Source organism: Paraburkholderia sp. CI2 (assembly GCF_014201055.1).
GTDB lineage: Bacteria > Pseudomonadota > Gammaproteobacteria > Burkholderiales > Burkholderiaceae > Paraburkholderia > Paraburkholderia tuberum.
Genome location: NZ_JACHDL010000009.1, coordinates 127,589 through 153,588, shown reverse-complemented (window position 1 = coordinate 153,588; position 26,000 = coordinate 127,589). Strand labels below are relative to the sequence as shown.

At 63.6% G+C, this 26,000-nt stretch carries 28 protein-coding genes and 1 pseudogene; 19 read left to right on the top strand and 10 right to left on the bottom strand.

Annotated features, from left to right (window positions below):
- Positions 1-6: 6 nt before the first annotated feature.
- Complete coding sequence (locus HDG32_RS15200; protein ID WP_184068351.1) at positions 7-606, top strand: hemerythrin domain-containing protein; 600 nt, start codon at positions 7-9, stop codon at positions 604-606.
- 42 nt (positions 607-648) lie between these two features.
- On the opposite strand, the gene HDG32_RS15195 is transcribed toward HDG32_RS15200, so the two are convergent.
- Positions 649-990, bottom strand: coding sequence for a hypothetical protein (locus HDG32_RS15195; RefSeq protein WP_260330345.1), 342 nt, complete (start codon positions 988-990; stop codon positions 649-651).
- Between the two features lie 232 nt (positions 991-1,222).
- Positions 1,223-2,209, bottom strand: coding sequence for a hypothetical protein (locus HDG32_RS15190; RefSeq protein ID WP_184068348.1), 987 nt, complete (start codon positions 2,207-2,209; stop codon positions 1,223-1,225).
- Positions 2,210-2,557: 348 nt separating this feature from the next.
- Here HDG32_RS15190 and HDG32_RS15185 point away from each other — a divergent pair, with 348 nt between their 5' ends.
- The 4 genes and pseudogenes from HDG32_RS15185 to HDG32_RS15170 form a co-directional block, all read left to right on the top strand.
- Positions 2,558-2,962: a DUF427 domain-containing protein gene (locus tag HDG32_RS15185; protein ID WP_184068345.1), complete on the top strand. Its 405-nt coding sequence runs from the start codon at positions 2,558-2,560 to the stop codon at positions 2,960-2,962.
- Between the two features lie 875 nt (positions 2,963-3,837).
- The gene (locus tag HDG32_RS15180) at positions 3,838-5,520 is read left to right on the top strand and encodes an alkaline phosphatase family protein (protein WP_184068343.1); all 1,683 of its coding nucleotides are present in this window, start codon (positions 3,838-3,840) and stop codon (positions 5,518-5,520) included.
- 187 nt (positions 5,521-5,707) lie between these two features.
- Positions 5,708-6,094: an MAPEG family protein gene (locus HDG32_RS15175; protein ID WP_184068340.1), complete on the top strand. Its 387-nt coding sequence runs from the start codon at positions 5,708-5,710 to the stop codon at positions 6,092-6,094.
- Between the two features lie 24 nt (positions 6,095-6,118).
- A pseudogene (locus tag HDG32_RS15170) lies at positions 6,119-6,466 on the top strand (LysE family translocator); the annotation flags it as partial.
- 39 nt (positions 6,467-6,505) lie between these two features.
- On the opposite strand, the gene HDG32_RS15165 reads toward HDG32_RS15170, so the two are convergent.
- Entirely contained in the window at positions 6,506-6,925 is a 420-nt protein-coding gene (locus tag HDG32_RS15165; RefSeq protein ID WP_184023491.1) for a PPC domain-containing DNA-binding protein, read from the bottom strand.
- Between the two features lie 156 nt (positions 6,926-7,081).
- On the opposite strand from HDG32_RS15165, the gene HDG32_RS15160 reads away from it, so the two are divergent.
- The 5 genes from HDG32_RS15160 to HDG32_RS15140 all read left to right on the top strand — a co-directional run bounded on the left by HDG32_RS15160 (position 7,082) and on the right by HDG32_RS15140 (position 9,451).
- Positions 7,082-7,534 (top strand): MarR family winged helix-turn-helix transcriptional regulator, encoded by a 453-nt coding sequence (locus HDG32_RS15160; protein ID WP_184068532.1) that lies wholly within the window; start codon positions 7,082-7,084, stop codon positions 7,532-7,534.
- 87 nt (positions 7,535-7,621) lie between these two features.
- Positions 7,622-7,951 carry a hypothetical protein gene (locus HDG32_RS15155; RefSeq protein WP_184059163.1) on the top strand — a complete coding sequence of 110 codons (330 nt, stop codon included), beginning with the start codon at positions 7,622-7,624 and terminating at the stop codon, positions 7,949-7,951.
- A gap of 122 nt (positions 7,952-8,073) precedes the next feature.
- The gene (locus HDG32_RS15150) at positions 8,074-8,409 is read left to right on the top strand and encodes a helix-turn-helix transcriptional regulator (protein WP_018422741.1); all 336 of its coding nucleotides are present in this window, start codon (positions 8,074-8,076) and stop codon (positions 8,407-8,409) included.
- The gene (locus HDG32_RS15145) at positions 8,402-8,881 is read left to right on the top strand and encodes an SRPBCC family protein (RefSeq protein WP_184068336.1); all 480 of its coding nucleotides are present in this window, start codon (positions 8,402-8,404) and stop codon (positions 8,879-8,881) included. Before HDG32_RS15150 ends, HDG32_RS15145 begins: the two co-directional genes overlap by 8 nt.
- 141 nt (positions 8,882-9,022) lie before the next feature.
- Positions 9,023-9,451, top strand: a complete 429-nt coding sequence (locus tag HDG32_RS15140; protein ID WP_184068334.1) for a VOC family protein — start codon at positions 9,023-9,025, stop codon at positions 9,449-9,451.
- A gap of 50 nt (positions 9,452-9,501) precedes the next feature.
- Here the strand turns inward: HDG32_RS15140 and HDG32_RS15135 are convergent, their stop codons facing one another.
- Complete coding sequence (locus tag HDG32_RS15135; RefSeq protein ID WP_184023499.1) at positions 9,502-9,828, bottom strand: DUF190 domain-containing protein; 327 nt, start codon at positions 9,826-9,828, stop codon at positions 9,502-9,504.
- Positions 9,829-10,080: 252 nt separating this feature from the next.
- Positions 10,081-10,863 (bottom strand): ABC transporter substrate-binding protein, encoded by a 783-nt coding sequence (locus tag HDG32_RS15130; RefSeq protein WP_184023501.1) that lies wholly within the window; start codon positions 10,861-10,863, stop codon positions 10,081-10,083.
- Between the two features lie 460 nt (positions 10,864-11,323).
- Between HDG32_RS15130 and HDG32_RS15125 the strand changes: the two genes are divergently transcribed.
- Genes HDG32_RS15125 through HDG32_RS15095 form a run of 7 tightly spaced genes read left to right on the top strand, consistent with a single transcriptional unit; the run spans position 11,324 to position 16,879 of the window.
- Positions 11,324-11,851 carry a Na+/H+ antiporter subunit E gene (locus HDG32_RS15125; RefSeq protein ID WP_184068331.1) on the top strand — a complete coding sequence of 176 codons (528 nt, stop codon included), beginning with the start codon at positions 11,324-11,326 and terminating at the stop codon, positions 11,849-11,851.
- Entirely contained in the window at positions 11,844-12,104 is a 261-nt protein-coding gene (locus tag HDG32_RS15120; protein WP_018422733.1) for a monovalent cation/H+ antiporter complex subunit F, read from the top strand. The genes HDG32_RS15125 and HDG32_RS15120 overlap by 8 nt, the downstream gene beginning before the upstream one ends.
- A gap of 3 nt (positions 12,105-12,107) precedes the next feature.
- Complete coding sequence (locus HDG32_RS15115) at positions 12,108-12,350, top strand: hydrogenase subunit MbhD domain-containing protein (RefSeq protein ID WP_018422732.1); 243 nt, start codon at positions 12,108-12,110, stop codon at positions 12,348-12,350.
- Between the two features lie 3 nt (positions 12,351-12,353).
- Positions 12,354-12,698 carry a monovalent cation/H(+) antiporter subunit G gene (mnhG, locus tag HDG32_RS15110; RefSeq protein WP_090810583.1) on the top strand — a complete coding sequence of 115 codons (345 nt, stop codon included), beginning with the start codon at positions 12,354-12,356 and terminating at the stop codon, positions 12,696-12,698.
- Complete coding sequence (locus HDG32_RS15105; protein ID WP_184068328.1) at positions 12,695-13,399, top strand: Na(+)/H(+) antiporter subunit B; 705 nt, start codon at positions 12,695-12,697, stop codon at positions 13,397-13,399. The genes mnhG and HDG32_RS15105 overlap by 4 nt, the downstream gene beginning before the upstream one ends.
- A 16-nt stretch (positions 13,400-13,415) precedes the next feature.
- A complete protein-coding gene (locus HDG32_RS15100) occupies positions 13,416-13,790 on the top strand; it encodes a sodium:proton antiporter (protein ID WP_184023510.1) in 375 nt (124 codons plus the stop codon).
- On the top strand, positions 13,784-16,879 hold the full coding sequence (locus HDG32_RS15095; RefSeq protein ID WP_184068325.1) for a complex I subunit 5 family protein: 3,096 nt from the start codon (positions 13,784-13,786) through the stop codon (positions 16,877-16,879). Before HDG32_RS15100 ends, HDG32_RS15095 begins: the two co-directional genes overlap by 7 nt.
- Before the next feature lie 87 nt (positions 16,880-16,966).
- On the opposite strand, the gene HDG32_RS15090 is transcribed toward HDG32_RS15095, so the two are convergent.
- The 5 genes from HDG32_RS15090 to HDG32_RS15070 form a co-directional block, all read right to left on the bottom strand.
- Entirely contained in the window at positions 16,967-17,638 is a 672-nt protein-coding gene (locus HDG32_RS15090; RefSeq protein WP_184068322.1) for a hypothetical protein, read from the bottom strand.
- Positions 17,639-17,665: 27 nt separating this feature from the next.
- Positions 17,666-19,156, bottom strand: a complete 1,491-nt coding sequence (locus HDG32_RS15085; RefSeq protein WP_184068319.1) for a cytochrome-c peroxidase — start codon at positions 19,154-19,156, stop codon at positions 17,666-17,668.
- Positions 19,157-19,278: 122 nt separating this feature from the next.
- A complete protein-coding gene (locus HDG32_RS15080) occupies positions 19,279-21,675 on the bottom strand; it encodes an alkaline phosphatase family protein (protein WP_260336475.1) in 2,397 nt (798 codons plus the stop codon).
- A gap of 627 nt (positions 21,676-22,302) precedes the next feature.
- Complete coding sequence (locus HDG32_RS15075) at positions 22,303-22,977, bottom strand: PQQ-binding-like beta-propeller repeat protein (RefSeq protein ID WP_184068313.1); 675 nt, start codon at positions 22,975-22,977, stop codon at positions 22,303-22,305.
- 14 nt (positions 22,978-22,991) lie between these two features.
- Positions 22,992-24,221 (bottom strand): helix-turn-helix domain-containing protein, encoded by a 1,230-nt coding sequence (locus HDG32_RS15070; RefSeq protein WP_184068310.1) that lies wholly within the window; start codon positions 24,219-24,221, stop codon positions 22,992-22,994.
- Between the two features lie 167 nt (positions 24,222-24,388).
- Between HDG32_RS15070 and HDG32_RS15065 the strand changes: the two genes are divergently transcribed.
- On the top strand, positions 24,389-25,153 hold the full coding sequence (locus HDG32_RS15065) for a DUF899 domain-containing protein (RefSeq protein ID WP_184068307.1): 765 nt from the start codon (positions 24,389-24,391) through the stop codon (positions 25,151-25,153).
- On the top strand, positions 25,150-25,983 hold the full coding sequence (locus HDG32_RS15060) for a DUF2182 domain-containing protein (protein WP_184068305.1): 834 nt from the start codon (positions 25,150-25,152) through the stop codon (positions 25,981-25,983). Before HDG32_RS15065 ends, HDG32_RS15060 begins: the two co-directional genes overlap by 4 nt.
- Positions 25,984-26,000 lie beyond the last annotated feature (17 nt).

Sequence of the window (26,000 nt, the reverse complement as noted above, 5' to 3'; positions counted from 1 at the left end):
AACGCCATGTCCAATGACGCCTCATCGCTGTCGCCGTCGATTACGTCGATGATCCGCCTCGACCATATGCACGTGCTCGCCGCTTCGCACCGATACCACGCGTCCACGCCGTGGTGGCGCAAACGTGCGATCGTCAACGGCGTGTGCGACGCGCTCGATATCCACGCGCAGCTCGAGGAGGAAATTTTCTACCCGGCGCTCGACCGCGCGCTCGGCAATGACGAGGCACTGAGAAAAAGCCGTCCCGAGCACGACGAGATGCGCGCAACGATCGCGAAGCTGCGCGGGATGGGCCCCGAAAACGCCGCCTACGACGGGCTCTTTTATCAACTGATCCGCGAAGTCGCTCATCATGTCGCCGACGAGGAAACCATCCTGCTGCCTGACGCCGAGCGCGTGCTGAAGAACGAACTGCAGTCGCTCGGCGCCGCGATGACGCGCCGCCGGATGCAGTTGCTCGGAGAGCGCCCGATGGACATTGCGGTGAATGCCGCGGGCACGTTTCCGATCGCCACGCTGCTGCTGGGATCGACTGTATTGCTCGCGTTGCGGCATTGGCTGCCGAGGTCGCGTCGCGCGACACAGACGCGGCGTCAATGGAACTAGCACGTTCTACTGACACCACGGGGCGCCGCCCGCGATCGCGCATCAACGATTCGGTCGCGATGCACCCGGCGTGCGCCCGCGCCGCTGTTTCGTCTTCGCCGGTTCACCCGGCTCGACGAGCCCGGCCGCGACGCGGCGCGCGGTTTCGGCCGCGATGTCGAGCGCGTCGTCCCATGACACGTGGCCGCACGTCCCGCGTCGCTCGAAGATCGTGTGATGCTCGCCGCCACGCTCCGTCACGACCACGACCCACTGGAAAGCGCCTTCCGAATCCCGGATGACGGTCCAGCTTACGAGGAAGTCGGCAATCTCTATCTTCTGCAGGCGCATGTCCGGCTCGCTGTCGATCCGCTTCGTCGACCGGCTCTGTCCGAATGTACGCATGGCACGAGGTCCTTCGTTTTGGCCCTTCGTTCAGGGCCTAATTCTGCTACAACGTTGCCCGGCAGATTGCCGCCGGCATCGGGCTGTTTCGGTTTGTCGTTCATCACGGCTCCTTTGATCGATTCATGTCTGGGCCGAGCAAGCGCTATACCGCATGGCCAAGCGGGAACCAGAAGCATTGGATCGCGCGCATGGGTTCGAGCCTCGTTGCTGGACCGGCAAGCTGGCCCGGCTAGAAACTCATCGCGAATCCGAACGACACCCCGTGCACGTTGCGACCGAACACATAGCGCACCATCGCGCGCGTACGGGTGACGATGACGGGATACCTGCTGCTGTCGAGTTCGAGGCCGACTCCCAGCGACGTGAGGTCGTTGAAACCCAGCACGCCTGCACTGTCGCCGAAATAGTGCGAGTAAGCGGCTTCGAGCACATAGCGGACCGGCCGGTCCAGTGCGTGCCAGCCGGTGGGCGCGCGCCAGCGCGTCCATAGGCTCACCTGCTGCGCCATGGCCGAGCCCTGAACGGCCTCCGACGAACTGCCGAAGCTGCGCAGGTAAATATCGGTTGCCCGCAGTTCGGCGTCGATTTCGTAGTTTTCGCGGTAGTGTTCGTAGTCGAGCATCAGGGAGCCGCCATAGCCGTAGGCGTTCAGCGAGCCGTTTTCGAGGAACTGCAGGTTGCTGTCGGTGACATGATTGAAGAGGGTCTGCCCCACCTTCAGGTCACTCGAGACACGCCCAATCGTGCCGTTCAAGATCGGACGGAACACCAGTTCGTCCGTGATGCGGAAATCCCACCCCAGGCCGACCGTGCCACTGAAGGTGTTCCACTTCGTCGGCACCGCACGCTGCTGGGCGCCATCCGTGGCAATGAAGATCGGATCGTAGCGGCTGTAGGCGAGCGTGCCCTCCATGTACAACGGAAACGACCTGCTGAGGGTGAAGCCGCCGCCAAATTGCGTCTGCCCGAAGCCGGGATTACCCGTCAGGCCGTTGTTGACCGACAGGTTACTGGTCGTAACGTCCGGGACTGTCGTGTAGGTCATGATCGCGAGCACAGCGTCTGCGTGCTGCTTTACATTGCCGCCAATCACGGTATTGCTCGACAATTGCCTCGGCGCGACCTGTGCGTGCGAAGGGCAGGACAACAGGTTCAAGGTTAGAGCGGCACACGCCCCAAATGCGCGAAGTGACCAACACTTCCGAAGCGCCGGCATAGTCAAACAACCTCGCCATTTGTTGACGAGATTGCAGGCTCACTTGCAGGGTCATACACGGCATATCCAACGAGCATGACGCGCTCCTGTCAGTCGGCTGATCGTGTTCGTCTTCCGCGAAGTCGCCATCCCGTTGCACAAAAGCACGCGCACGCAACTGATGCAATTCCGACGGGCATTGCGCCGCTCACAGCACCTGGAAGGTCTGCGTTAGTATGTGATAGAAATACCTGAAAGGAAGTAGTACGGCAATACGGGCGATCTTCAGTCGCTTGCGTGGCGTTCGGCGACGAACATCGCCGTCGACTCACGAAACCTCGCAGCCCCACTTTCGCAGGGAGCCTCGTTATGTCCACTCATTCGGTCCCGAACGACAAACCCGTCAAGATCCCCGGCCCGGATCATCCAATCATGATCGAGCACCACCACGCGCGCGTGATCGTCATGGCAGGCGGTCACGTGATTGCCGATACGCACGACGCATTGACGCTGCTCGAAGCCCGCTATCTGGCCGTGCTGTACATCCCGCGCAAGGACGTCGATATGACCCGGCTCGAACGCACGGCGCACGCCACTTATTGTCCGTACAAGGGCGAATGCGCATACTTCTCGATTCCTGCGGCCGGCGAGCGCGGCACCAACGCGGTGTGGACCTACGAGCACCCATACGACGCTGTCGCGCCGATCCGCGAGCACCTTGCGTTCTATCCCGACCGCGTGGATTCCATCACGCAGGAGCCGGCCGCGCACTAGGCGAACGCGCGCGTCATACCGCGTGCGGGCGCGGCGATCGCGGCGACCGGCATGGCGCGAGCGGCACGGACGGCGGCCGCGCGGCGGCCGCTGCTCGCACCACGCAAGCTATCAATCCGAGCGGGTTTCCCTCTCGCGTTCGAAGTAACAGAATCTACCGTCACGCCCGCTCCCTCACTCGGCTTTCATGCCGGCGCCACCCAAATGGGCGCACATCCGACCGCCGGTGCCGCTCATTCTCTTTGCAGTCGGTATTCAATCCGCGCTACAGAGGTGAATCAACATGGCTGAAAAAGTTACATCGACGGAATCCGCGATGACACAGGCCGCGCTCCAGGCGATGACGGCGAACTGCGCCGGCTCGTTCAGCGTTGCCGGCGCGCTGGTCGATGATAACGGGGCACGCGGTCGCGATGCTCGACACCCGGCTATCTGCTGCTGTGTCTGCCGGGCGTCGAGGGGCTGTCGAAAATTCGGCGCGCCTTTCTCGAAGTCACGCGCGGCTACGCAGCAAGCTGCTGACGACGCTGCCGCCGCTCTATAGTCAATCGATCAAGGTCAGGCCGGTGCAGGTGACGGATCAGGCCTTGATTCATTCACTGGGATGACGCCTGGCGATATTCGACTACCGACCGGCGAAACAGCAGGGTCTGCAATAGCCCGTGCCATTTTTATGCTTGCCGACTCGCGAAAAATCACGCGCGGAATCGAATCAGGTTCACAGCGCATGCGCGTCGAATGGATCACCCCAACCTTAACAAGACCTTAACACCTCAGTATTGCCAAATATTAATTTCAGGTCACGCCAATGACTTTTTTACGGTTCAAATTCGTCCCGCACTACCCAAATTTGTTGTCAAACAAAAGGACGAGACATGAAACCGATCACGAAATGGAAGCGTAAGCAAAGCGCAATGTGCGCCGCCGTCGCACTGCTCGCCGGGTTGTACTCGGCAGTCGCAACAGCCGGCGACGATCACGACCACGGCCGCGATCACGATCGCGATCGCGCGTCTGTCAAGCATGTGCTGCTGATCAGCTTCGACGGTCTGCATGAGCAGGACGTCGCGCGTTGCATCGGCGCGAATACGTGCCCTAACCTGGCGCTGCTCGCGAAGTCAGGCACCACCTATACGAACGCGCATACACCGGGACTGTCGGATTCGTTTCCGGGCCTCGCCGCGCTCGTGACCGGCGGCTCGCCGAAGTCCGCGGGGCTGTTCTACGACGTCTCCTACGACCGCACGCTCTATGCGCCGTCCGATACCCATTGCACGGGCCCGACCGGCTGGAATGTCGTCTTCGATGAAACGACCGGCATCGACGGCGAGAACGGCGGCGCGCTGATCCATCTCGACGGCGGCGGCGCGTTCAATCCGCAGGCGATTCCGCATGCGCTCGTCAATGGCGTCTGTACGCCCGTCTATCCGCACAACTATCTGAAGACCAACACGGTTTTCGAAGTGATCAAGGGCAACGTCAACGGCGCGCGCACCGCGTGGGCGGACAAGCACGCGTGGGGCTACGACTGGCTCAACGGACCGTCGGGCGCGGGCGTCGACGACCTTTCGCGCACCGAAATAAATTCGATCGATCCAGATACCAATACCTACTACCTCGACACGTACACGCACACGGAGAAGTTCGACAATTACCACGTGCAATCGCTGATCGACGAAATCGATGGCAAGGATTCGACAGGTCAAAAGAACGTCGCGGTGCCGACCGTGTTCGGCGCCAACTTCCAGACGCTGAGCGTCGCGCAGAAGGCCACGGTCGCGTCGGGCGGCGGCTATCTGGATGCGAGCTTCACGCCGGGTCCGCAAGTCGCCGGCGCGATCGCGTATATCGACGACGCGTTGGGACGCGTCGTGTCCGAACTGAAGCAACGCAATCTCTATTCGTCGACGGCGATCATCGTGACCGCGAAGCATGGCCAGTCGCCGACCGATCATTCGAAGCTCGTGAAGAACGGCGATACGCTGACCAAGTTGCTCGAAGCCAACAACTACCTGGATTCGGGCGGCAATTTTGGGCAGGCCGCTACGAAGAGCGGCAACCTCAACGACGGCACCGGACTTGTCGGCACGGGTTTCGTGCAGACCGACGACGTCGGCCTGATCTGGCTGCGCGATCAAAGCCAGGTGTCTTCGGTCGTGAAGACGCTGAAAGCCAATCTGAGCTGCAACGCACCCGGCATTTGCGCGGACGGCCCTCAGGCGTACATCCTGTCCGGCCCGCAACTGGCTAACCGGTTCGGCGACCCGTCGCGCGGACGTACGCCCGATATCATCGTTCAACCGAACCCGGGCGTCATCTACACGTCGAGCACGTCCAAGGACGAAGAGCATGGCGGCAACGCGCCTGACGACAGTCATCTCGGCCTCGTGATGTACGTGCCTCACACGCATCACGCCGGGCAGGTCAACGACGAGCCGGTGCTGACCACGCAGGTCGCGCCGACGATCTTGCGTCTGCTCGATCTGAAGCCTGAGCTGCTGCATTCGGTCGCGATTGAAGGAACGCGTGCGCTGCCGGAATTCGATGACGAAGACTAAGCATGGCCGTAGTCCACGTATTTGAGTAGTAAGCTGCGCCGCGATCGGTGTTGGAACGATCGCGGCGCAGTCGTTTTTGCGGGGTCCAGCCGCGCGGACCTCGCGTGCCGGCCCGTGCGAGAATGGGAGCCGCCTGATTCTCGCCAATCAGGCGTGCGTCGATTGCCTGACAAGGAGCCGCAATGCCATGAACGACATTGCTCTCGGATGCGTAGCGGTGTTGGGGCTGCTGTTATTCGGCCTCGGCTTGTCGGTATCGATGACGCGTTTTCGCGAACGCACCAATGCGGGCTGCGCCGACGATCCGGCCAACCTGCTGCACAAGCTGGTTCGAGCGCATGGCAATACCGCGGAATACGCGCCGTTCCTGGCGGTGCTGTTTCTTTTTCTGGGCGCGAGATCGCCGTCCGCGGTGTCCGTGTCGCTGATGGTCATCGCGACCGCGTGCCGGTGTTTGCTCGTCGTTGGACTGCTTGCATTTCCGACGATGGCGAAGCCCAATCCTTTGCGGTTGGTCGGTGCGCTTGGGACTTATGGGGCGGGGATTGGGTTGTGTCTGGCGCTAATGCGCTGAGGCAAGGTCGGGACCGACGAAAAGAAAATAAGCCCCACCGCGCGGCGGCCGTTGTCCGCGGACGTCGGCAGCACCGCGTCCGGCTGGGCTGCGACGAAGAAAGGCTATTTCGTCAGCATGACGAACCCGAAGTCGATCGCGTTCTACGGCAGCATCTTTGCGTTGATGGTGCCCGCGCATGCGCCGTTGTGGCTCGATATCGCGGTCGTGGCGCTGTCGATCGGCATTTCGTGCGCGTGGTACTGCGCGATGGCGTTGCTTGCCTCGCATCCGTCGGTTCGGCGCACGCAGGTTCGGCGCAAGGCCGGGCTGGATACGGCAGCGGGTGTGCTGTTGGTGGGGGTCGGCGGGCGGATGTTGGCGGGGCGTTGAACGACTACCGGCGCGCGAAGCGATAGCGCCTTTGCGTGATCAGGCGGACCCGGACTGCGGAGCGCCGCCGCCGCGAATCACGAGTTCCATAAAACCCGTCTGCGGATCAGGCTCCCGCGCGAACGAATAGCCCGGAACCGACACGAGCAACAACTCGACGGTCGTGCGTACCGTGCAGCCGCGCGCCACATGACCGCCGAATACCTGCCCGCGCGCATCCGCGATCGACATGTGCAGATGAGCGCCATCGGGCGAGACGGAGCCTGCGAGGGTCAATATTTCGAGGTCGCCGCGAATTTCCGTCGGCGCTTGCGCGCCAGCGAACCTCAATGCCGCAACGTGGAGGCTGCCGATGCCCTGGACGACGAAGGCCGCTTGCAGGTCGCGTTGACGAAGCGCGTCTTCGACGGCGACGCGAAGGTCGTCGCCGGGCGCGAGTCGGAGGGGATGGGCTTGCATGCCTTGGCCGGTTGAGACGTGGTGGACTCAGGGATTATGCGTGAACGAGGAAGTATCTCACAGGCGCTTGTGTATGCTGGGTTCGTGCGGACTCGACGGCGAAAATATATTCAGTTTATATGTACAGTTAAACTGTACATATGCTATGTTTTCGGCATGTCACGACAATCACCGTCTTCCCAATCTACCGATCTGGCCGCCCTTGCGGGCGAACTGCGCATTGCCGTGAGCAAACTGGTTCGCCGCGCGCGAGAACATTCGCAATCGAGCGACTTTACGTCGGCGCAGAAGTCGGTGCTGTTTCATCTGGAGCGCGGCGGCCCAGCCACAGTTTCCGCGCTAGCGCGAGCGCAGCGCGTAAAGCCCCAGTCCATGCGCATTACCGTTGCCGGTCTGGAGACGCTGGGCGTCGTCAAAGGCGAAGCGGATCCAACCGACGGACGCAAAACTCTTATCCATCTCACCCCCACGTTCAGACGAACGCTCAAGGCAAGTCGGGCGGCCAAAGAGGACTGGCTGATCGGTGCCTTGCAAGCGCAGCTATCGCCGCGAGAACAGGCCACGCTCGCCGCCGCGGTGGAACTGCTGCAGCGGCTCGCTGACTCCTGAACGTTTGCAGGTGCTTCATCCGAACCGGCATCGAAACGGGCACAGCCCGCGACCTCATCGATTTACTCGATTCAAGGAGCAACTGAAATGGATTGGCCGCATGTCGTCTCTTATTTTTTCGGCGGTGTCCTGTTCGCGAATGCCGTGCCGCATTTCGTCAGCGGTGTGATGGGCGAGCCGTTTCAGAGCCCGTTCGCGAAGCCGTCCGGAAAAGGGCTGTCGTCATCGACCGTCAATGTACTGTGGGGCTTCTTCAATATGGTCGTCGGCTATCTTCTGGTTTTTCGTGTTGGCGACTTTCGGATCGAGGCAACGGGCGATGCCGTGCCATTCGGCCTCGGTATCCTGGCGATGGGCATGCTCTGTGCGCGGCTGTTCGGTCCTTTGCATGGCGGCAACATTCCGAAACGTACTTGAGCGCCTCGTAAACGGTGGTCGGCGCATGTGTCGGACCGGCGGAGTGTCCCTCACGTCGCCTTGACATGCAAGCAATCTCTTGCCTATAGTAAACGCAACAAATTACTTGCCTGTAGCCGTTCATGGCCGAGCGCCCCGACGACACCGACGTGCTATTCAAAGCCCTCGCCGATCCGAGCCGGCGCAAGCTGCTGGATGTGCTGCACGCGCACGACGGCCAGACTCTGAACGACCTGTGCGACCACCTCGACATGACGCGGCAAGGCGTGACCCAGCATCTGGGCCTGCTGGAAGCGGCTAACCTCGTCGTTACCGTACGCAGCGGGCGTGAAAAGTTGCACTTCCTCAATCCGGTGCCGCTGCAGCAGATCTACGAGCGCTGGATTGCCAAGTTCGAAAAGCCGCGCCTGAAGGCGCTCTCGACCCTGAAACGACGCCTGGAGAAAGGCAATGACTAGATCGACGTTCGTCTATGTGACCTATATCCGCACTACGCCGGAACAGTTGTGGTCGGCGCTCACCGACGCGGAGTTCATCAACCAGTACTGGTTCGGCATGCACTGCGAAAGCGAATGGACGGCGGGCTCGTCGTGGAAACTCGTGTCGAGCGGCGGGCAGATCTTCGACGCGGGCGAGATCGTCGAGGCCGATCCGCCGCGGCGTCTGGTGATCCGCTGGCAGCACCAGATTCGTCCCGAGTTGCAGGCCGAAGGCGATTCGCGCTGCACGATGGAGCTCGAACCGAGCGGAACGGCGGTCAAGTTGACGCTCACGCATACGATCGAGCGCGATCCATCGAAATTCATCGAGGCGGTGTCGGGTGGCTGGCCGAAGATCATGTCCAACCTCAAATCGCTGCTGGAGACAGGCTCGATCGCGTTGCAGGAGGCTTATCCGGCCAATGGCGGGAGTCATGCCGGGAAGGCCTGATGCGGGGATACGCTGTAGAGCATCAGGTGTGTGGCTTCATCGTGGGGCCGAACGATGCATCTTAGGTTCGACGGCCGTCCGTCCGCGAGATCACGCTGATAGAATCTTCTGCCCGACCCTCGCCCGTCTCAGGAAATCAGCATGGAAATCCAGCCCTATCTGTTCTTCAATGGCCGTTGTGAGGAAGCCATTGAGTTCTATCGTTCGGCGCTCGGCGCGCAGGAGTTGCTGAAGCTGCGCGCGAAAGACGCGCCGCCCGATCCCGCTCGCCCGGTGGCGCCCGAACACGCCGACAAGATCCTGCACGCGACGCTCGTCATCGGTAACACGCACGTGCTGATGTCGGATGGCGATTGCCGCGGCGGCAATGCCGTGCATGCGGGCTTTAGCCTGTCGGTCACCGCCGACGACCAGGCGTCCGGCGTAAAGTACTTCAACGCGCTGGCGGACGGCGGACAGATCACGATGCCATTCCAGCAGACCTTCTGGACCAGCGGCTTCGGCACGTTGATCGACCGCTTCGGCGTGCCGTGGATGGTCAATGTGCGGCACGAGGAGCTCACGGCATAGCATTGAAGCGGGCCGGCGTTCCATCTCACACGCACTCGAGGTCCGGTCGTTCAAGCCCCGTCGGCCTCGCCGACGACGCCGAACTCCGCGGTCGTCTTCACGTAGAACAGATGCAAACCCTCCGCGCGCAGTCGATCGAACAGCCGATCGGCTTCGTCGCTCGTCACCGCCATCACGACGGACAACGGCTGATCGGCAAGCTCGAAGAAGTGCGCGGAGTGAATGCGATGATGATGGCCGATGCCTTCGCAAGCCGGGATCAAGGTCGCGCCGCGCAGGCCGAGTTCGCTCGCGAGACGCACGAGCCAGTCGGCAAGCGGCTTGCCATGATGGCTGCGCCCCTGCTGGGTGAAGAACGTGATCTGAAAGCCGTGCATGTCGGTGCCTCCCCGATGCGGATCGCGCCGTGCGCAAGGCGATCCGCACGCGAGCCGGTGGCCGCATTGCGCCGTCCCCTGCCCGCTTACTTTTGTAAGCGGAAACCTGCAGCGCCGCGTGAGGCGCCGGTTGCAACCGATTCGGGCATCCCGGCTTGCCGCAGCACGGCTCAGGACGGTCATGACACAAGTTTAGGTGTCGGGCCGCGCGAGTGCCAGGTCGAAACTGGTCACGTGCGGCGCGGCCCCGGCTCACTGACCGTACACGTCGAAATCGAAATACTTTTTCGCAATGCGGTCGTAAGTGCCATCGGCGCGGATCTCGGCAATGGCTTTGTCGATCTTTTCCTGCAGATCGGTATCTTCTTTACGCAAACCAATCGCTGTGCCGCTGCCGAGCGTTTTCGCGTCGTAAAGCGGATTGCCGGCAAATCCGAAGTCCTTGCCGCGCGCGGTGCGCAAAAAGCCGATATCGGCTTGCACCGCGTTTTGCAGTGACGCGTCGATACGGCCGGCAAGCAGATCCGAATACACCAGATCCTGATCCTGATACGGCACGATCGCGGCGCCGGCCGGCTCCCAATACGTCTTCGCGTAGGTTTCCTGAATCGAGCCCTGCTCGACGCCGATGCGCTTGCCCTTCAGCGCTTCCGGCGTCGGCTCGATCGGCGAGCCCTTCTTCGCGACCAGACGCGTCGGAATGCGGAACACCTTCGACGAGAACGCGATCTGCGCCTGACGCGCGGGCGTCATCGACATCGTCGACAGCACGCCGTCGAATTTGCGGCCTTTCAGCGCGGGAATCATGCCGTCGAACGAATTCTCGATCCACACGCATTTCGCGTTGAGCCGGCGGCAGATCTCATTGCCGAGATCGATATCGAAGCCGACGAGCTTGCCGTCGGCCGCTTTCGATTCAAACGGTGGGTAGCTCGCGTCGACTCCGAACCGCACGGTCGACCAATCCTTGGCGATTGCGCTTCCGGACGAGACGGCCAGCAGCGCAATCGTCAGGGTTGCCAGCATGGCTTTCATTGTTGCTCCTTATTGGTCATTTGAAGAATTCAAACCGGCGGCACGGCGACACATGCGGACCGCGCGAAACCCGACATTCGACCGGGATCTGGTCGCCGGCGCAAATTCATTAAAAAAATCAATTTATGCAGCGCGCGCATAGATTGGCGACTAGACTTCCAGATTCCGATCAGTCACAGGTGATTAAAAAACGGTGCGGCGCCGCTTAGAGATTCAACGTCGCGTCTTATCGCGGCACCGCAGTCTGTTTCAAAATAAATGCGCGCCGATCGGCGTCGGCTTTTCGCGCGCCATTTTATTGAACAGATCGCAATGACACTAATTCACTCGATGAGCAGCCGATAAGCGCCGCGCGGATTTACGCACACAAAACGACCACCAACGGACAACCGTGCGCCGGTTGCTTTGCCATAAGTTGTCACTTAGAATTTTCCGCAAGGCCTCCTGAGGAACCGATGACATGGCTGCGAACAACGGAAAACCGGTGTCGTCGTTCGTTCCTCGGGGAATGCCTGGCCTCTGGGTCGTCCTGTTCGTCATCTGGATGATCGCCAATGCATCGCTCGCCGTCGAACCCGCACTCGTCGGTCTCGCCATTACCTTCGTCATCGCGCGTGTCTTCGTATCGTCGAGCGAAGCATGGCAGCGCCTACGTCTAACGCCAGGCGCACCGTATCACTTCGCCGCGTATAGCGCGACCTTCGTCGTCGAGCTCGTACGCGCCAATCTGAACGTGATGGCGCTGGTGTACTCGCCGCGTATCGACATCAAGCCCGGCATCGTCAGGGTTCGCACGCGCCTCCAAACACCGCTTGGCCGTCTCGCGCTCGCCAATTCGATTGCGCTCACGCCGGGCTCGCTCGTCGTGGATATTCGGGACGACATACTATTCATTCACTTGCTCGACGTGAAGACGACCGATATCGACCAAGCGACCGAGGCACTCGTCGCACCGTTCGAAAAGCATCTGGAGAAAATCTTTGGCTGAGATCATGCTCCGGATCGCCGCCGTGCTGATCTTCTTCGCGATCCTGTTCGGCGTGATCCGTCTCGTGATCGGCAAGACCCTCGTCGACCGCATCGTCGCGATCGACATGCTGACGGTCGTCTCGCTGTCGCTGATCGCGCTGTACGCGCAAGTCTCCGGTCGTTTCGTCTATATCGACGTCGCACTTGTCTATGCACTGCTGAGCTTTCTCGCGGTGCTCGCGATTGCGCGCTTTCTCGAAAGGGGGCTGTGAGCCATGCTCGAACTGCTCCTGCTGCTGATGTGCGCGAGCATCCTCGTGAGCGGCGTACTGGCCGTCTGCCTGAAGAATCTGCTGGCCGCGATGGTGAGCTCGGGGCTCGCGAGCCTGTTCGCCGCGATAGCCTTCCTGCTGCTCGCCGCGCCCGACGTCGCGATGGCCGAAGCCGCGATCGGTTCCGGACTCGCGACCTTCATCTTTCTGTACGCGATCCGCAAAACCGGTTATCAGAAGGGCTAGCGCATGTTCGAACTGATCGGCAGCGTGTTCATCCTGGTGGGCGCCGTCTTTCTGTTCTCCGCCGGCCTCGGGCTGCTGCGCATGCCGGATGCGTATACGCGCATTCAGGCCGGCACCAAGGCGTCGACGCTCGGCAACATGCTCGTGCTGATCGGCCTCGCGTTCTATCACCCGAACTGGACCTTCCGTCTGATCCTGCTGATCTACTTCGTGCTCGTGACCAACCCGGTGTCCTCGCATGCGCTATCGCGCGCCGCCTGGCTGATCCGCACGCCGATGACCTCGTCCACGATCACCGACGCACTCGCCGACGAAGGCGGGCGCACCGCGGGGGAGGCCGAATCATGATGCGTCGCGCGTTTGCGCTGCTGACGGTGCTGCTGTTCGCGGTCGTGTTCTGGCGGCTGGTCGGCGGCTACACGGAGTTGCAGGCGCTGCGCCCGCTCGCCTGGTACTACGTCGTCAGAGGGCCGCTCGAACTCGGCGCGCCGAACATCGTGACCGGCATTCTGATCACCTTTCGCGGCTTCGACACACTCGGCGAAGTCGCGGTGCTGTTCATGGTCGCGGCGAGCGTCGGGGTGCTGCTGAAAGAGGAAAGCAACGCGCCCTCCGCCGCTGCGGCGGACGAATCCGCGCCCGCGCGCCGCCCAGCCGGCGAGATCGTACATACCGGCAAGCAGGTGCTGCTGCCGATGATCCTCACCTTCGGCGGCTACGTGATCGTCAACGGCCATCTGTCGGCGGGCGGCGGTTTCCAGGGCGGCGCGATCGTCGCGTCCGCCGTGATGCTGATGCTGCTCGCGCGGCCCCGCTCGACGCTGAACGTCGCGCTGCTGAGCGTCGTCGAGTCGCTCGCGGGCGTGATCTACGTGTGCATCGGCATTCTCGGCCTCGTGCTCGCGGGCGGTTTTCTCGACCCGCGCTTTCTGCCGCGCGGCGAGTTCGGCGCGTTTTTCAGCGCCGGCGCGATCCCGCTGATTTCCACGCTGCTCGGCGTCAAGGTCGGCGCGGAGCTAAGCGTCATCATCGACCGGTTCAGAAGCTGAACGAGAAGGAGAGCGCATGAGCACGGGCATCCCGGTTTCGAAGATCCTGCTGATCACGGGCTTCTGCCTTTCCTTGATCGGCCTGTGGGGCATGCTGACCCACCGCAACATCCTGCGCATCATCATCGGCTTCGCGGTGATCGACACGGGCCTGCACATCGTGATGGTCGCGACCGGTTACGTCACGGGCGGCACCGCGCCGATCATCGACGCGGCGCTCAGCAAATCCGCCGCCGCGCACCGCGCGATCGATCCGATTCCATCGGCACTCGTCGTCACGGCGATCGTGATCGGGCTATCGGTCACCGCCATCATGCTGTCGTTCGCGATCCGTCTTCATGCCGCCAAAAAGACGCTTTCCATCGACGCCTTCACCGAGTCGAAATGGTAGCCGCGCTGTTTCATCCGCTGCACATCTTCATTCTCGGGCTCGGCGGCGGCTTCGTCATTCCGCTGCTGTACCGGCTCGGCAAGCCATGGCTCACGCTCGGCTTTTTCATCGCGCTGTGCGGCATCGTGCTCGTCTCCGGCGTGTCGTTCTACGGCCTGCTCGACGGCGGCGACACGATCGAGGTGCTGACCGCGGGCGCGCTGCCGCCGGTGTCGATCAATCTGCGCTTCGGCCTGTGGGAAGGCTTCTTCACGTTCAGCGTCAATGTGGTCGCGCTGCTCGGCGCATTGCATCTGTGGGACCGTCTGCGCGGCAACTACGCGGCGTTGCTGCTGTACCTGATTCTGGTGATGGGCATCGACGGCATGGTGATGACCCGCGACCTGTTCAACCTGTTCGTGTTTCTCGAGATCGTGTCGATCGCGACATACGGCCTGTTCGGGCTCGAGCGCACGCCCGCCGCGCTCGCCGCCGCGTTCAAGTACATCTTTGCGACCGTGATCGCGTCGACGCTCTTTCTGCTCGGCGCGGTGCTGCTCTACTACGTGAGCGGCACGCTGAACATCGACGAACTGCTGTCGCTGCGCGACCAGCTCGGCGGCCCGATCGGCACGACCGCGATCCTGCTCGTGTTCGCGAGTCTCGTGATCGAGCTGAAGCCGTTTCCGGCCAACGGCTGGGGGCTCGACGTCTACGAGACCGCGCCGAGCGGCGTCGGCGCAATGGTATCGGTCGGCGTATCGGCGGGCGTGTTTTTCGCGCTGCTGAAATTGCTGCCGCTGTTCGACGGCCTTCTGACGCTGCTCGCCGTCTCGGGCGGCGTCACGTTCCTGTTCTCGAACCTGCTCGCGATCAAGCAGACGAAGCCGCAACGCTTGCTCGGCTATTCGTCGATCGGGCAGATGGCGCTGTTGATGCTGTCGCTCGCGTTGTTGCGCCAGATCGGCGCGGACGCATCGATCCCGCTCGTCGTCGGCGGGCTCTTCATCAACCATCTGTTCGCGAAGGCGGGGCTGTTCTGGCTGATCGGCGTGCTGCGGCGGCACGGCGACGATGCACGCGCGATCCTGTCGCGCAGCCCGTTGCTGATCGGCCTGCTCGGCCTCTTCATGGTCGCGATCGCGGGACTGCCGCCATTCCCCGGCTTCTGGGCGAAGTGGGAACTCGTGATGCGCCTCACCGCCGCCGGCAAGCCGTACTGGATCGTGTTGATCCTGACCGGCTCGCTGCTCGAAGCGGGTTATATGTTCCACTGGTTCGTGCGCGCATTGGCTCCGTCCGACGTCGAGGCCAAAGCCCGGCCGAACATCGCCGCGCTGTTGCCGCTGTTCGGCGTCGCCGTGCTGCTGATCGCGGCGGCCTATATGGCAGCCGTGTTCTCGGGCGTCGTGTCGGCGTGGATCTTCTCGCCGCTCGCGGCGGGTGCGCTGTTCTATGCGGCCGATCGTCTGCCGGGGCGCGTGAAAGGCGTGCTCGCGGTGATCGCGATTGGATTGATCGGCAGTCTGCTCTGCGAGGGCTCGCGCGGTATCGCCGGACTGTTCGCCTGGCTGCTGCTCGCGGGCAGCCTCGTGATCGCAGCGGCGAGTCTCTATCGCGACGACGTGCGCGCCGGCTTCTATCCGATGCTCGTCGTGCTGTCGCTGTCGATTCCGGCGCTGCTGCGCTCATCCACCTCGCTCGAGTTCTTCTATAGCTGGGAAATCATCACGCTGTCGTCGTGCTTCCTGATCGCGAAGTGCCGGCGCGCGGGACCGCACGTGCTGACCTTCCTGCTGTTTTCGCTGCTGGCTGCGTTCTTCCTGCTGGCGGGCTTCGCCAACGTCGCGGCGATCGACGACAGCATCGCGCTGTCGGCGCTGATCCATTCGGGACCGGAGGCGAACCGCGCGTTCGTGCTGCTCGCGGCGGGCTTCCTGATCAAGGCCGGCGCGATCGGCGTGCACGTATGGCTGCCGGGCGCCTACACCGAAGCGGAAGACGACGTGACCGCGATGCTGTCGGCGGTGGTCAGCAAGGTCGCGATGTTCGGCCTGTTGATCGGCACCTATCTGACGATACGCTCGGAGGTCGGCCTCGAACTCGCGCACGCGATGACCTGGATAGGCATGCTGACGACCCTGTTCGGCGCGCTGATGGCGTTGCGGCAGAACGACTTCAAACGGATGCTCGCGCTGTCGAGCATGAGCCAGACCGGCTATATCGTCGCCGCGATCGGCCTGATGAGCCATCTCGGCTGGGTCACCGCGCTGTATCTGGTCGCCAATCACATGTTCGTGAAGGGCATCCTGTTCCTCGCGCTCGCAGGCGTGATCTCGCGCACCGGCACGCGCAACTTCGCCGATGTGGGCGGCCTCGCGCGCGAGATGCCGCTCACGTTCGCGATGGTCGTGATCGCGCTGGTGTCGATGTCGGGCCTTCCGCCGCTGATGGGCTTCGGCGGCAAATGGCTGCTGCTGAGCGCAATGACCGACAAGGGTTGGTACGGGCTCGCCGTGTGCGGGCTGATCGCGACCTGCGCCGGCTTTCTGTACATGCTGCGCCTGCTGAACGGCGTCTTCCTCAAACCGCGCCCGCCGCAGCGGCCGCAGGTGCGCGAAGCGCCTGTGATGCTGCTGGTGCCGCAGTTGCTGTTCGTGGTCGGTATCGTGATCCTGTCGTTCTTTCCGAAGGTGTTGCTCGAACCGGTGTCGGCCGCGATCGATCCGCAGTTCGCGGCGACACTGGTGTGGGGCGGCATGTCGCTCGAAAGCATCTACGGGTTCTGGAATCCGACGCCGGTCGTGATCGTCGTGCTGATCGTCACGGCGATCGTGTTCGGGCTCGGAGTGCTGTACTACCGCAGCCGCCGCGGCAATGCGCGCAACGCCCCGGATTTTTACCACTTCTACCGGCCGATCCTGAGCCGCACGGTGCCGCCGGTCGCGCAGATGTTCTGGCGCGGCATATCGCACTTCGCGCTCGTGGCGGCGGCTCGGATACGCCGCGTCTATACCGGCAACGGGCAGACCTACGCGCTCTATGTGCTGCTGTATTTTCTCGCGATCTATTTTGCGAGCACGGGGCTGAGTCCAGCGGGGACACCGTAAGGGTGCGCCTGGTCCTGGCGCAGCGGCATGGACCGGCCCACGTGCGGGAACGATCGCCTTGGAGCACGGCGTCGGCGAACTCTACGATCATCGAACGAGATATTCTTCCGCTACCCAGCCGTCCTTGGTCAAGCGCACGCCTTCGCGCAGTTGCATGGTGCCCGCGCCTTCGATCACGCGCGCCACCATGGGAAACACTCGCTGGAACTCGGGAGTCCTGGCAAAAGGCGCCGGGTCGATCTTATAGGTGTAGAGCACCAAGGTCCTGGTCTCCCCGTCGTGACTCTGGGGCGGCTCCCAGCCCACCACCTTGTCCAGGGTCAGCGTGGCCACGCAAAAATCGGCGTCGTGCGTGACCGTCTTGCCGGGCGTCGCCACCACCACCGGCTTGTGCAGGTAGAACTGCTTGCCTTCGTCGGTCAGCACATACTCGCGTCCCGGCGCCTCGATCCTGGCCCCGTCCTCGCCAGTGCGCTCGACCGTCATGACGGTGCTCTTGACGAGGCCCAGCTTTTCCATCACCGGCAATTGCAGCGCATCGCGGGAATGCGTGACCACGATGTCCTGATCGGCCACGTGGATGGGCCAATCGTATTTCGCCACGCACAGGTGGCCGCGATCGGCCAGGTAGTGCGTGATGGTGTTGGTAAAGTTCTCCGCGGTAGGCTCGGCCTTGTTCTGGCAACCGCCCAGCAGGAACGACGCCGTCAGGGAAACCGCAATGGCAGTGCCGCGCACCGGATTCGAAAAATGCATCATCGTGGATAGTTCAGGTATTCAAAAAGATCAATTCACGCAGCTACCGCTCGTGGGCTGGGTCGCGGGAGGCTGGTAGCCGTCGCTCAAAGTATTCAGGAAGCAGATCACGTCCTGCACGTCCTGATCCGACAGTTGCGGCGCCGAATGGACAGCACGCGGCTGCGCACCGTTCAACGCCGTGGTGCCGCCCGCGTCGGTCTGGCCCTGCCCCAGCGGCAGTTCCTCGTCGATATTGCCCTGGTAGGCGGCCGGCAGATCGTTGAACATGTTCACCGTCGCGCCCGCTGCATAGGTGGGTTGCAGCGCATAGCCCGGGTTGCTGGTCAGCTTGGTCGAGTCGCCACCCGTGGACGGATACCAGTACTCGGGGTTGGTGTCGCGCGTGTTGTAGAAGCGCACCACCTGCTCCAGCGAGTGGAACACGCCGTTGTGGAAGAAGGCGCTGCGCGCGGCGACGTTGCGCAGCGTCGGCACCTTGAAGCGGCCGCAATACGGATCCGGGTTGTTCACGCCCGTAAAGGGGTCCGGGCCGGCGCCGCTGGAGGCCGAAAGCGGCGTGTGGCTGTCATAGCTGCCGTTATTGATCGGGCCGCACAGCCCCATGTCGTAGTAGCTCGCGTTCAGGTTGGCCGCGATGGGGTTCGGATTGTCCGGGATCGACGTGTCGTTGCGCGGCGCACCGATCGCCTGATAGGTGAAGTCGGTCCCCAGCGCGTTCGAGCCGTTGAAGTTGGCGCCCATGAAATGGCAGGCCACGCAGCCGGCCCCGTGATCGGTATCGTTGAACAGGTTCATCCCGCGCAATTCGGCCGGCGTCAACGTGCCGCCGATCTTGTTGTTCGCATACAGGTCGAACTTGCTGGAATACGGCGCAAAGCTCGGGTCCTCATTCTGGTAGGCCTGCAGCGCGAGTCCGATGTCCTGGAACGCCGTGTCCGTATCGCCGAACACGGCCGGGCCGTACGTCGCCGTGAACTGTGCGGCATACGAGGAGCTCTTTACCGCCTGCACCACCGCGTCCTTGGAGGCGTTGTTCATCTCGATGGGATTGAGCAGGGGCAGCGCCACCTGGTCGGCCAGCGTCTTGCCGCGGCCGTCCCACATGAATCCGCCGCCCGGCGCGTTCGCCGTGATGCCGTCGGGGTTCGAGGCGTTGTCGTCGTAGGCGGGCGTCATGGCCTTGTAGCGCAGCGAGGGAACCGCGCGCTGGCCTTCCGATACGCCATCGGAACCCAGCTGCACCGCCAGGCTGTTGGGCGGGCCGTAGGCATACGCCGGATCGTGGCAGCTCGCGCATGCCTGGTTCTTGCCGCCGGACAGGTTCTTGTCGAAGAACATTTTCTCGCCGACCTGGGCCGCAGCGCTCAGCTTGCTCGTGGGCGCCGACCCCGTGGAGCCCGAGGAGCCCGAGGAGCCCGTGCCAGCGTCCGTCGAAGCAGACTGTGACGAGCTCCCGCCCCCGCAAGCGGCCAGTGTCGACAAGATGACATACAGCGCCCCCGCATAAACCTTGCGCATCGCTACTCCCCCCGGCTTTGTTCGATAAAACAGCTGGCGGGGGAGCGGCCGAACCGCTCCCCGCGCAGGCTACTGCTTGATGAATGACACGCTTGCGCGTGCTTACCGTTTAGTGCGTTTTATTACTTCGTCGCCCACAGGTTCTTCTGGGTCGCGTCCGGACCAACTTGCGCGGGATCGCTCACGTCACCCGTCTGGAACTTCTGCGTGTAGCCGGCCGGAATCACGTAGGCGTGGTTCATCGGACGAACCGCGTCGTAGTGCGTGTCGGCGCTGCCAGCGTACTCAGGCAGGTTGGCGATGTTCTGCGCAATGTACGACTCCGTGTACTTCGAACGGTTGGCGTACGAGGTCGGAACAGCCGGGTCGGCCAGCTGGAACATGTCCTGCACCGTGCGCACGAACGAGAAGTGGCTGTACGTATCGCTGTCGGCGACGCCCTTCGGCGCGGTGCCCACGTCTTGCTGGTTGGTCATCAGGACGAAGATCGAGTTGCCATGGCCCTTGTTGCCGTTGCCGTACTTCGCCTGAACCGGAGTCCAGCTGCCGTCCGCGTTCTGCATCTGCGTAGCCTTGCCACCCACGTCCCAGCCGCAGCACGAGCTGCCGGCACCGTTGGACGCGCCATTGCCTTCGTCGAACATGACCACGATGGCAACGTTGCGCTGCTTGTTCTGCCACAGCGGCGAGGCCTTGATCTTCTGCACCACGGCGTTGGTGTAGTAGTCGGCGCGGGTCAGCAGCGCGTGAGCCGGAACGGTACCCGAGGCGGTCGCGCTGTCCTTACAGGTGCCGTCGCTGCCGGCGCCGTGCAGGTCATCACACTGGTCAGGCATGATGAAGTTCAGCGTACCGACGTCGCCCTTGGCCAGGTCGGTGCTGAACTGGTCGACGTTGTAGCCGGTCGGAACCTTGTAGAGCGTGGTGTTGGTCAGGTCGGCCGCGTTCGTGTAGTACTGGGTACCGAAGATCGTGCGGTTGTTCGCGAAGAACTCGGGCTGGTTACGCACGTTCTGATAGGCCATGCCCGGATGGTGCTTGGTCTTGTAGAGCGAACCGGGCATGGCGAACGGCGTGCCCGTCACGGTGATGCTACCGTCCGTCTGGTTGTAGGCCTGCGATACACCCGTGTCACCGAGGCTGTCGGCGCGCGGATCCTGACCCGGGTTCATGGATTCGCTGTAGGTACGCCACGTCAGGCCCGCGCTCGAAATCTGCGTGAACAGGTTCGGCGCGGTCATGATGTTGTGATTGGCGACGGAACCGGTGCCGTCCGTCGAGCACGCCTTGTTGGCGGCCGCCGTGTAATTGGACAGCAGCGATCCAACGGCCACCGTGGCGCCGCCGGCGGTGGTACCGATGATCGGGTCGTTCGGCGTCAGCGCGACGTGGGACGGCAGGGGCTGACCGTCGGAAGCCGTGCCGCCGGCGAAAGCCTTGTCCGTCGGGGCGTTGGCGCCGGCGGCGGCGCAACCCCACCAGTTGTCGTCGCCGATACCGAAGTCGTCGGCGCCGCCCAGGGCGGTGTAGTTCGGCTCGGACGGGCTGCCGGTCGCGAAGTAGGTCGAGAAGTAGTTGCCGTTGGTGATCATCGAGTTGACCGCCGGCATGTACGCCGAACCCTTGACGCGGTTCGTGCTGCTGTTCTCCAGCATGATCACGAAGACGTTGTCGTAACGCGGAATCGCCTCGACATTGAACGCAGCCTGCTGGGCTTGTGCGAAGGTGATCGCCTTACGCGTATCCGTCGGAATGGTTTCGCCAGCGGTGATGCCGGAAACGCCGGTCAGGGTGGGGTCGCCACCGGCAACGGCCAGCGCATCGGGGTACTTGTCGCCACGATCGAGCTTCGTGGTGGCGTACGTGTAGCGGTTCGTCAGTGCGTTTTCTTCGAACAGCACCGCGTACTGCTCGGCGCCGGACAGGGTGTTGGCGTCGGCCAGGACGTCGCCGGCGGGAACCGTCACGGAGGCGTTGTTGAATGCCGGGCCGGACAGACGGGTCGACAGATTAGCCTTCTCGGTCGCGTACTTGGTGCCGTTGGCTTCGACGAGGCGCTGCACTTCGCTCGACATCGGGCTGATCACGACTTTGGTGGCGCCCTGGTCGGCGATCTGGTCGGCCGAAGCGCGCAGGATCAGGTGGCTGGCGACCTTGGCGGCCGATGCCGTGTTGGTGGCCGAGGTCGTGATGTCAGCGACGAGCGGACCCGTGGCGGTCGTGGTCAACGAGAAATGGCCGTTGCTGTCGGTCTTCGCGGAGGCTTCGCCGCTGTCGAGCACACCGTTGCCATTGGCATCGACGAACACGGTGGCGCCAGAGTAGTAGCCGGCCTTCAAGGTCGGGTTGCCGCTCGAGCTGCCCGGGATGAAGGCAGTTGCGGCGACCACGCCCGAGTAAGTCGTGCCGGCGGTCGTGCCACCGTTGTTGTTGCTGGCAGAGGGGCTATCCGAATTTCCGCCGCAAGCTGCGAGCACGCAGGCAGCGGCAACGGACGTTAGACAAAGCGCTGGGCGCATTTTGTGATGCGATGACATTTGGGGACCCTTTGTTAGTTGTATCGGCAACCGCTTGTGTGGGGCAAGACTTAGTACAACGAGCGAATAATATGAAGGGTTTGTGTAACGCGTATGTCTGCTAACGGTAAGGATTGGAGTGTGAACCTGGCTTGGTTCTGATCACATCTTTTCGAACAGCCGCCATGCACGGGCAAGCAACGAAGACGAAAATAAAGCTGAGAACCAACCGTCGCAGTTGTTGCGGGTGCAGCGAAAATGCTCTCAATTCCCCGCTACGATTGAAAAACACTCGGAGTACTTCGCGTGTGCGGTGCAGCATCCGAGTGTGTTGCGGTTTGGACTTTCGAGTCCCGGGTGGTGGCGCATGCGCCGCGTCGGTGGGTCTGATGCGAGCACTGGTGGGGCGAGGCTGAAGAAGCGAGATGACGGGACCGCTATCCGGCGGTGGCTGAGTGCTTTGCCACGGCCTGCTGGAAGTCGCTGCAGGCGGCCCGCGTATGGGGAGTGCTCTCGCGATAAGAGTAACGCAATGGAATACTTCGTTTACCAACGATGACTTACGTTATCGGCGAGTACAAGTGAGCCAAATACCAGCGCGGGATAACGAGGACGCGCTTGCATGACGAATCACTCGTTCGTCGAATCGACCGGCAATTGCGAGTCGCTCTCTCGCACGGGACGCTGCACGGCGCGAACGAGCCCGCTGCCGCCGCCGCCGCAGAAGAACAGATCCGCGCCGTTCGATTCGAGTCCGGAAACGCCCGCGCCGGCCGGCATCTCGACGCGCTCGAGCACCTCGCCGCTGCGCGGATCGAGATGCCGCAGTTCGCTCTCGTCACCTTCCCACGTGCCATGCCATAGCTCGCCGTCGACCCACGTGATCCCGGTCACGAAGCGATTCGATTCAATCGTGCGCAGCACCGCGCCAGTGTCCGGATCGACCTGATAGATTTTTCGTTCGGGATACTGACCGACCCACAGCGAACCTTCGGCCCATGTCAGCCCCGACTGGCCGCCGTCGCCGGGCGCCGCGATCGTCGACAGCACGCGGCCGCTCTGCGGGTCGATCTTCTGGATGCGGCCGTGCGCGATCTGGAACAGGTGTTCGCCGTCGAAGGCCGTGCCCGCGTCGGCGGGCACCGCGATCGAGCGCAGCGTCTCGCCGCTCGCCGGATCGAACGCGTCGAGCCGTTCGCCGGTCGCGATCCACACCTGTCGGCCGTCGTAGGTGACGCCATGCACTTTGTCGACGCCCGTAAAGGGCCCATATTCACGGACGATTCTGGCGGCAGAGCGGTTCATGGTGGCCATCCTAATCATGAAGGGAACGGGGAAGGGAGTAACAAAGCCGTCGCGAATCCGGCCAGGGGCGGCGTCATCCAGCGGCGCGCGCGCCCCTCGCCCACTGGCTGCACCTTGCCGGCCGCGGCGAGCGAGTCGAGTGAGCGCTGCACGGTACGCTGACTCGCGCCGAGCACGAGGGCAAGCGCGGAACTCGACCACGCTTGGCCATCCGACAGAAACGCGAGCAGCGCCGCATGCTCGCCTTCGACCGGCGGCGCCAGCACCACGACCTCGCGCGCGTGACGCGGCGCGAGCGCGAAGCCGCGCGTCGTCGCGCCGACGCTCGCGAGCGTGCCGAGCGCCGTGCGCAGCCGGCCGATCTCGACGCGCAGCCGCGCGCGATGCGATTCGTCGGCGCGTTTGGCGCGGAACGCCCGTGCGACGAGCGCGTCGCGCGGCACGTCGTCGGGCCATGCCTCGCCGAGCATGCGGGCGAGCGCAAACAGCACCGGTCGGCTCGCGAGCGCAACCGCCGCGTTCGCATCGCGGATCGCGTAGCGGCAAGCGTCGACGATCAACGCGCCGCCAGCGCGATTCGAGGTCAACAGCTTCTCGACTTCATCGAGCAGGATCGGTTCTTCTTCGCCATGCGCGATCATGCGCGCCGCCGGTTTGCCCAGTGCCACCGACGCGCATTCGACTTCCGCGATCAACGCCGGAATGCCGGCCTCGCGTGCCGCGCGTCCGGCCCGCGCCAGCGCGGCACGGGCGGCGCTGCTGCGCAAACGCCGCAGCGCGACTCCCGCGACCACCAGTTCATGCGCGGCACGCAGTGCGGGCGGAAACGGCCGGGGATCGAGCGCGGCAAGCTTGCGCTCCGCTTCGTCGAGACGGCCGATCAGCAGCAGACGCCGCGCCGCGAGATACCGCGCATGCGCGGCATTGATGCGATCGCCGTACGCGTCGAGCGTGGCGGTCGCGGCGTCGAGTGTTTTGGCGGGCCACGCGAGATCGCGCGACGCCAGCGCGATCTCCGCTTCGGCGACCACGCATCTCGCGCGCGCCACCGCATGCTGCGCGCCGAACGCACGCGCGGCGTCGCGCACCAGCGCCTTTGCGCGCCCGAAATCGCCGAGCTGCGCCATCGCGATGCCGCGCAGCGCGAGCGCCGGCGCGTCGTCGCGCAACGCGACGTGGTCGAGCGCGCCAAGCGGATCGCCGGCCGCGAGCGCGCGCGCCGCCGCGGAAATCAGCGCGTCCACGGCGTGCGAGTCCGCGCGTAGCACGTCAATGCATCAAGTGAATCCCGCCACACTTGTCACTCCCACCCGATGGATGCCCGGCCCTAATCTAGCACGACCATCAACCGTCACCGACGCCGTCGGGCAAGGGTTCGCGCGGCGCGGCACGACTCACGGAGGTACCCACGATGACTACGCATCCGATCGGAACACGCGAACAGTGGCTCGCCGCGCGCCGCGCGCTGCTCGACGCGGAAAAAGCCCACACGCGACACGGCGACGAGCTCGCGCGACAACGCCAGGCGCTGCCGTGGGTCAGGGTCGACAAGGCCTACCGCTTCGATACCGACCAAGGCAGCGCGTCGCTCGCCGATCTGTTCAAAGGACGTTCGCAGCTGCTCGTCTACCACTTCATGTTCGGCCCCGACTACAAGGCGGGCTGCCCGTCATGCTCGTCGATCGCGGACGGCTTCGCCGGCATCGCCGTGCATCTCGCGCATCACGACGTGATGCTGACAGCGGTGTCGCGCGCGCCGCTCGACAAGCTGCAGACGTACAAGCAGCGCATGGGCTGGACGTTTCCATGGGCTTCGTCGGCAAGCGGCGATTTCAATTTCGACTTCAACGTCTCGTTCACCGAGGCACAGCAGCGCGATGGCGATATCGAGTACAACTACGCACGCAACAGTCACGCAATGGACGTGAGTCCCGCGCCCGAACCGGTCGCGCAGTTCGCGGCGACCTGCGGCACCGACGCGGCCACCTATTCGCGCGACCGGCCAGGCATGAGCGCGTTCGTGCTCGAAGACGGCGTCGTCTATCACACGTACTCGACTTACGCGCGCGGTGTCGATGCGCTGTGGGGCATGTACCAGTGGCTCGATCGCGCGCCGAAGGGGCGCAACGAGACGGGCATCTGGTGGCGCCGTCACGACGAGTACGAGCGGTCATGAGCCCGCTCGTGCGCGCTGTCTGCACGAGCGGGCAGCGCCTTGTCACACGGCGCGCGGCGCGCTCATCGCAGCGCGTGTTCGTCGGCGTCTGCGCACTGGTGTTCGGCGCGAGCGTCGCGGCGACATTGGCCCACGGCGCGTCGATGGCGGCGATGGGCGCGTTGCCGATGCCCGGCGGCTGGTCGATGTCGACGCTGTGGATGCCGACCTGCGGGCGCACGTGGGCCCGCGCCGCGGCATCGTTCATCGGCATGTGGATCGTGATGATGGCGGCGATGATGCTGCCGTCGTTGATGCCGACGCTGCTGCGCTATCGCGACGCGATCGGCTCGCGCGCAAGTGCGGAGCGACTGGCCCTGCTGACGATGCTCGTGAGTGGCGCGTATGCGGTCGTATGGACGGCGCTCGGCGTGGCCGTGTTTGCACTGGGCGCGTCGCTCGCGGCGCTCGAGTTGCGGTGGCCAGCGCTCGCGCGTTCGATGCCGCTGGCGGTCAGCGTGGTCGTATTGCTCGCGGGCGCGTTGCAGTTCAGCACATGGAAAGCCCGCCGCCTCGCCTGCAGCCGCACGACACCCAGCCTTCCCGCCGATGCGCCGAGCGCGTGGAGATACGGTCTGCGCATCGGCATCGATTGCGCCGGTTGCTGCGGGGGTCTCACGGCGATTGTGCTGGTCGTCGGCATGACGGATTTGCGCTTGATGGCCGCCGTGACGGCCGCCATTACGGCCGAGCGACTTGCGCCGGACGGCGCACTCGTCGCCCGGGCGAGCGGCGCCATAGCCGTCGCCGGCGCGGGCTTGCTGTTCATCAAGGCCCTATCAGCCGGCTGACTCATGCGCGCCAGCTG

Coding starts and splice junctions, on each gene's coding strand:
- HDG32_RS15095 (WP_184068325.1), top strand. CDS start 13,784: ATGGTAGCCGCGCTGTTTCATCCGCTGCACATCTTCATTCTCGGGCTC.
- HDG32_RS15140 (WP_184068334.1), top strand. CDS start 9,023: ATGGAAATCCAGCCCTATCTGTTCTTCAATGGCCGTTGTGAGGAAGCC.
- HDG32_RS15075 (WP_184068313.1), bottom strand. CDS start 22,977: ATGAACCGCTCTGCCGCCAGAATCGTCCGTGAATATGGGCCCTTTACG.
- HDG32_RS15180 (WP_184068343.1), top strand. CDS start 3,838: ATGAAACCGATCACGAAATGGAAGCGTAAGCAAAGCGCAATGTGCGCC.
- HDG32_RS15060 (WP_184068305.1), top strand. CDS start 25,150: ATGAGCCCGCTCGTGCGCGCTGTCTGCACGAGCGGGCAGCGCCTTGTC.
- mnhG (WP_090810583.1), top strand. CDS start 12,354: ATGTTCGAACTGATCGGCAGCGTGTTCATCCTGGTGGGCGCCGTCTTT.
- HDG32_RS15065 (WP_184068307.1), top strand. CDS start 24,389: ATGACTACGCATCCGATCGGAACACGCGAACAGTGGCTCGCCGCGCGC.
- HDG32_RS15085 (WP_184068319.1), bottom strand. CDS start 19,156: ATGCGCAAGGTTTATGCGGGGGCGCTGTATGTCATCTTGTCGACACTG.
- HDG32_RS15125 (WP_184068331.1), top strand. CDS start 11,324: ATGGCTGCGAACAACGGAAAACCGGTGTCGTCGTTCGTTCCTCGGGGA.
- HDG32_RS15130 (WP_184023501.1), bottom strand. CDS start 10,863: ATGAAAGCCATGCTGGCAACCCTGACGATTGCGCTGCTGGCCGTCTCG.
- HDG32_RS15115 (WP_018422732.1), top strand. CDS start 12,108: ATGCTCGAACTGCTCCTGCTGCTGATGTGCGCGAGCATCCTCGTGAGC.
- HDG32_RS15195 (WP_260330345.1), bottom strand. CDS start 990: ATGCGTACATTCGGACAGAGCCGGTCGACGAAGCGGATCGACAGCGAG.
- HDG32_RS15200 (WP_184068351.1), top strand. CDS start 7: ATGTCCAATGACGCCTCATCGCTGTCGCCGTCGATTACGTCGATGATC.
- HDG32_RS15150 (WP_018422741.1), top strand. CDS start 8,074: ATGGCCGAGCGCCCCGACGACACCGACGTGCTATTCAAAGCCCTCGCC.
- HDG32_RS15185 (WP_184068345.1), top strand. CDS start 2,558: ATGTCCACTCATTCGGTCCCGAACGACAAACCCGTCAAGATCCCCGGC.
- HDG32_RS15080 (WP_260336475.1), bottom strand. CDS start 21,675: ATGCGCCCAGCGCTTTGTCTAACGTCCGTTGCCGCTGCCTGCGTGCTC.
- HDG32_RS15135 (WP_184023499.1), bottom strand. CDS start 9,828: ATGCACGGCTTTCAGATCACGTTCTTCACCCAGCAGGGGCGCAGCCAT.
- HDG32_RS15160 (WP_184068532.1), top strand. CDS start 7,082: ATGTCACGACAATCACCGTCTTCCCAATCTACCGATCTGGCCGCCCTT.
- HDG32_RS15165 (WP_184023491.1), bottom strand. CDS start 6,925: ATGCAAGCCCATCCCCTCCGACTCGCGCCCGGCGACGACCTTCGCGTC.
- HDG32_RS15175 (WP_184068340.1), top strand. CDS start 5,708: ATGAACGACATTGCTCTCGGATGCGTAGCGGTGTTGGGGCTGCTGTTA.
- HDG32_RS15105 (WP_184068328.1), top strand. CDS start 12,695: ATGATGCGTCGCGCGTTTGCGCTGCTGACGGTGCTGCTGTTCGCGGTC.
- HDG32_RS15090 (WP_184068322.1), bottom strand. CDS start 17,638: ATGATGCATTTTTCGAATCCGGTGCGCGGCACTGCCATTGCGGTTTCC.
- HDG32_RS15100 (WP_184023510.1), top strand. CDS start 13,416: ATGAGCACGGGCATCCCGGTTTCGAAGATCCTGCTGATCACGGGCTTC.
- HDG32_RS15145 (WP_184068336.1), top strand. CDS start 8,402: ATGACTAGATCGACGTTCGTCTATGTGACCTATATCCGCACTACGCCG.
- HDG32_RS15155 (WP_184059163.1), top strand. CDS start 7,622: ATGGATTGGCCGCATGTCGTCTCTTATTTTTTCGGCGGTGTCCTGTTC.
- HDG32_RS15190 (WP_184068348.1), bottom strand. CDS start 2,209: ATGCCGGCGCTTCGGAAGTGTTGGTCACTTCGCGCATTTGGGGCGTGT.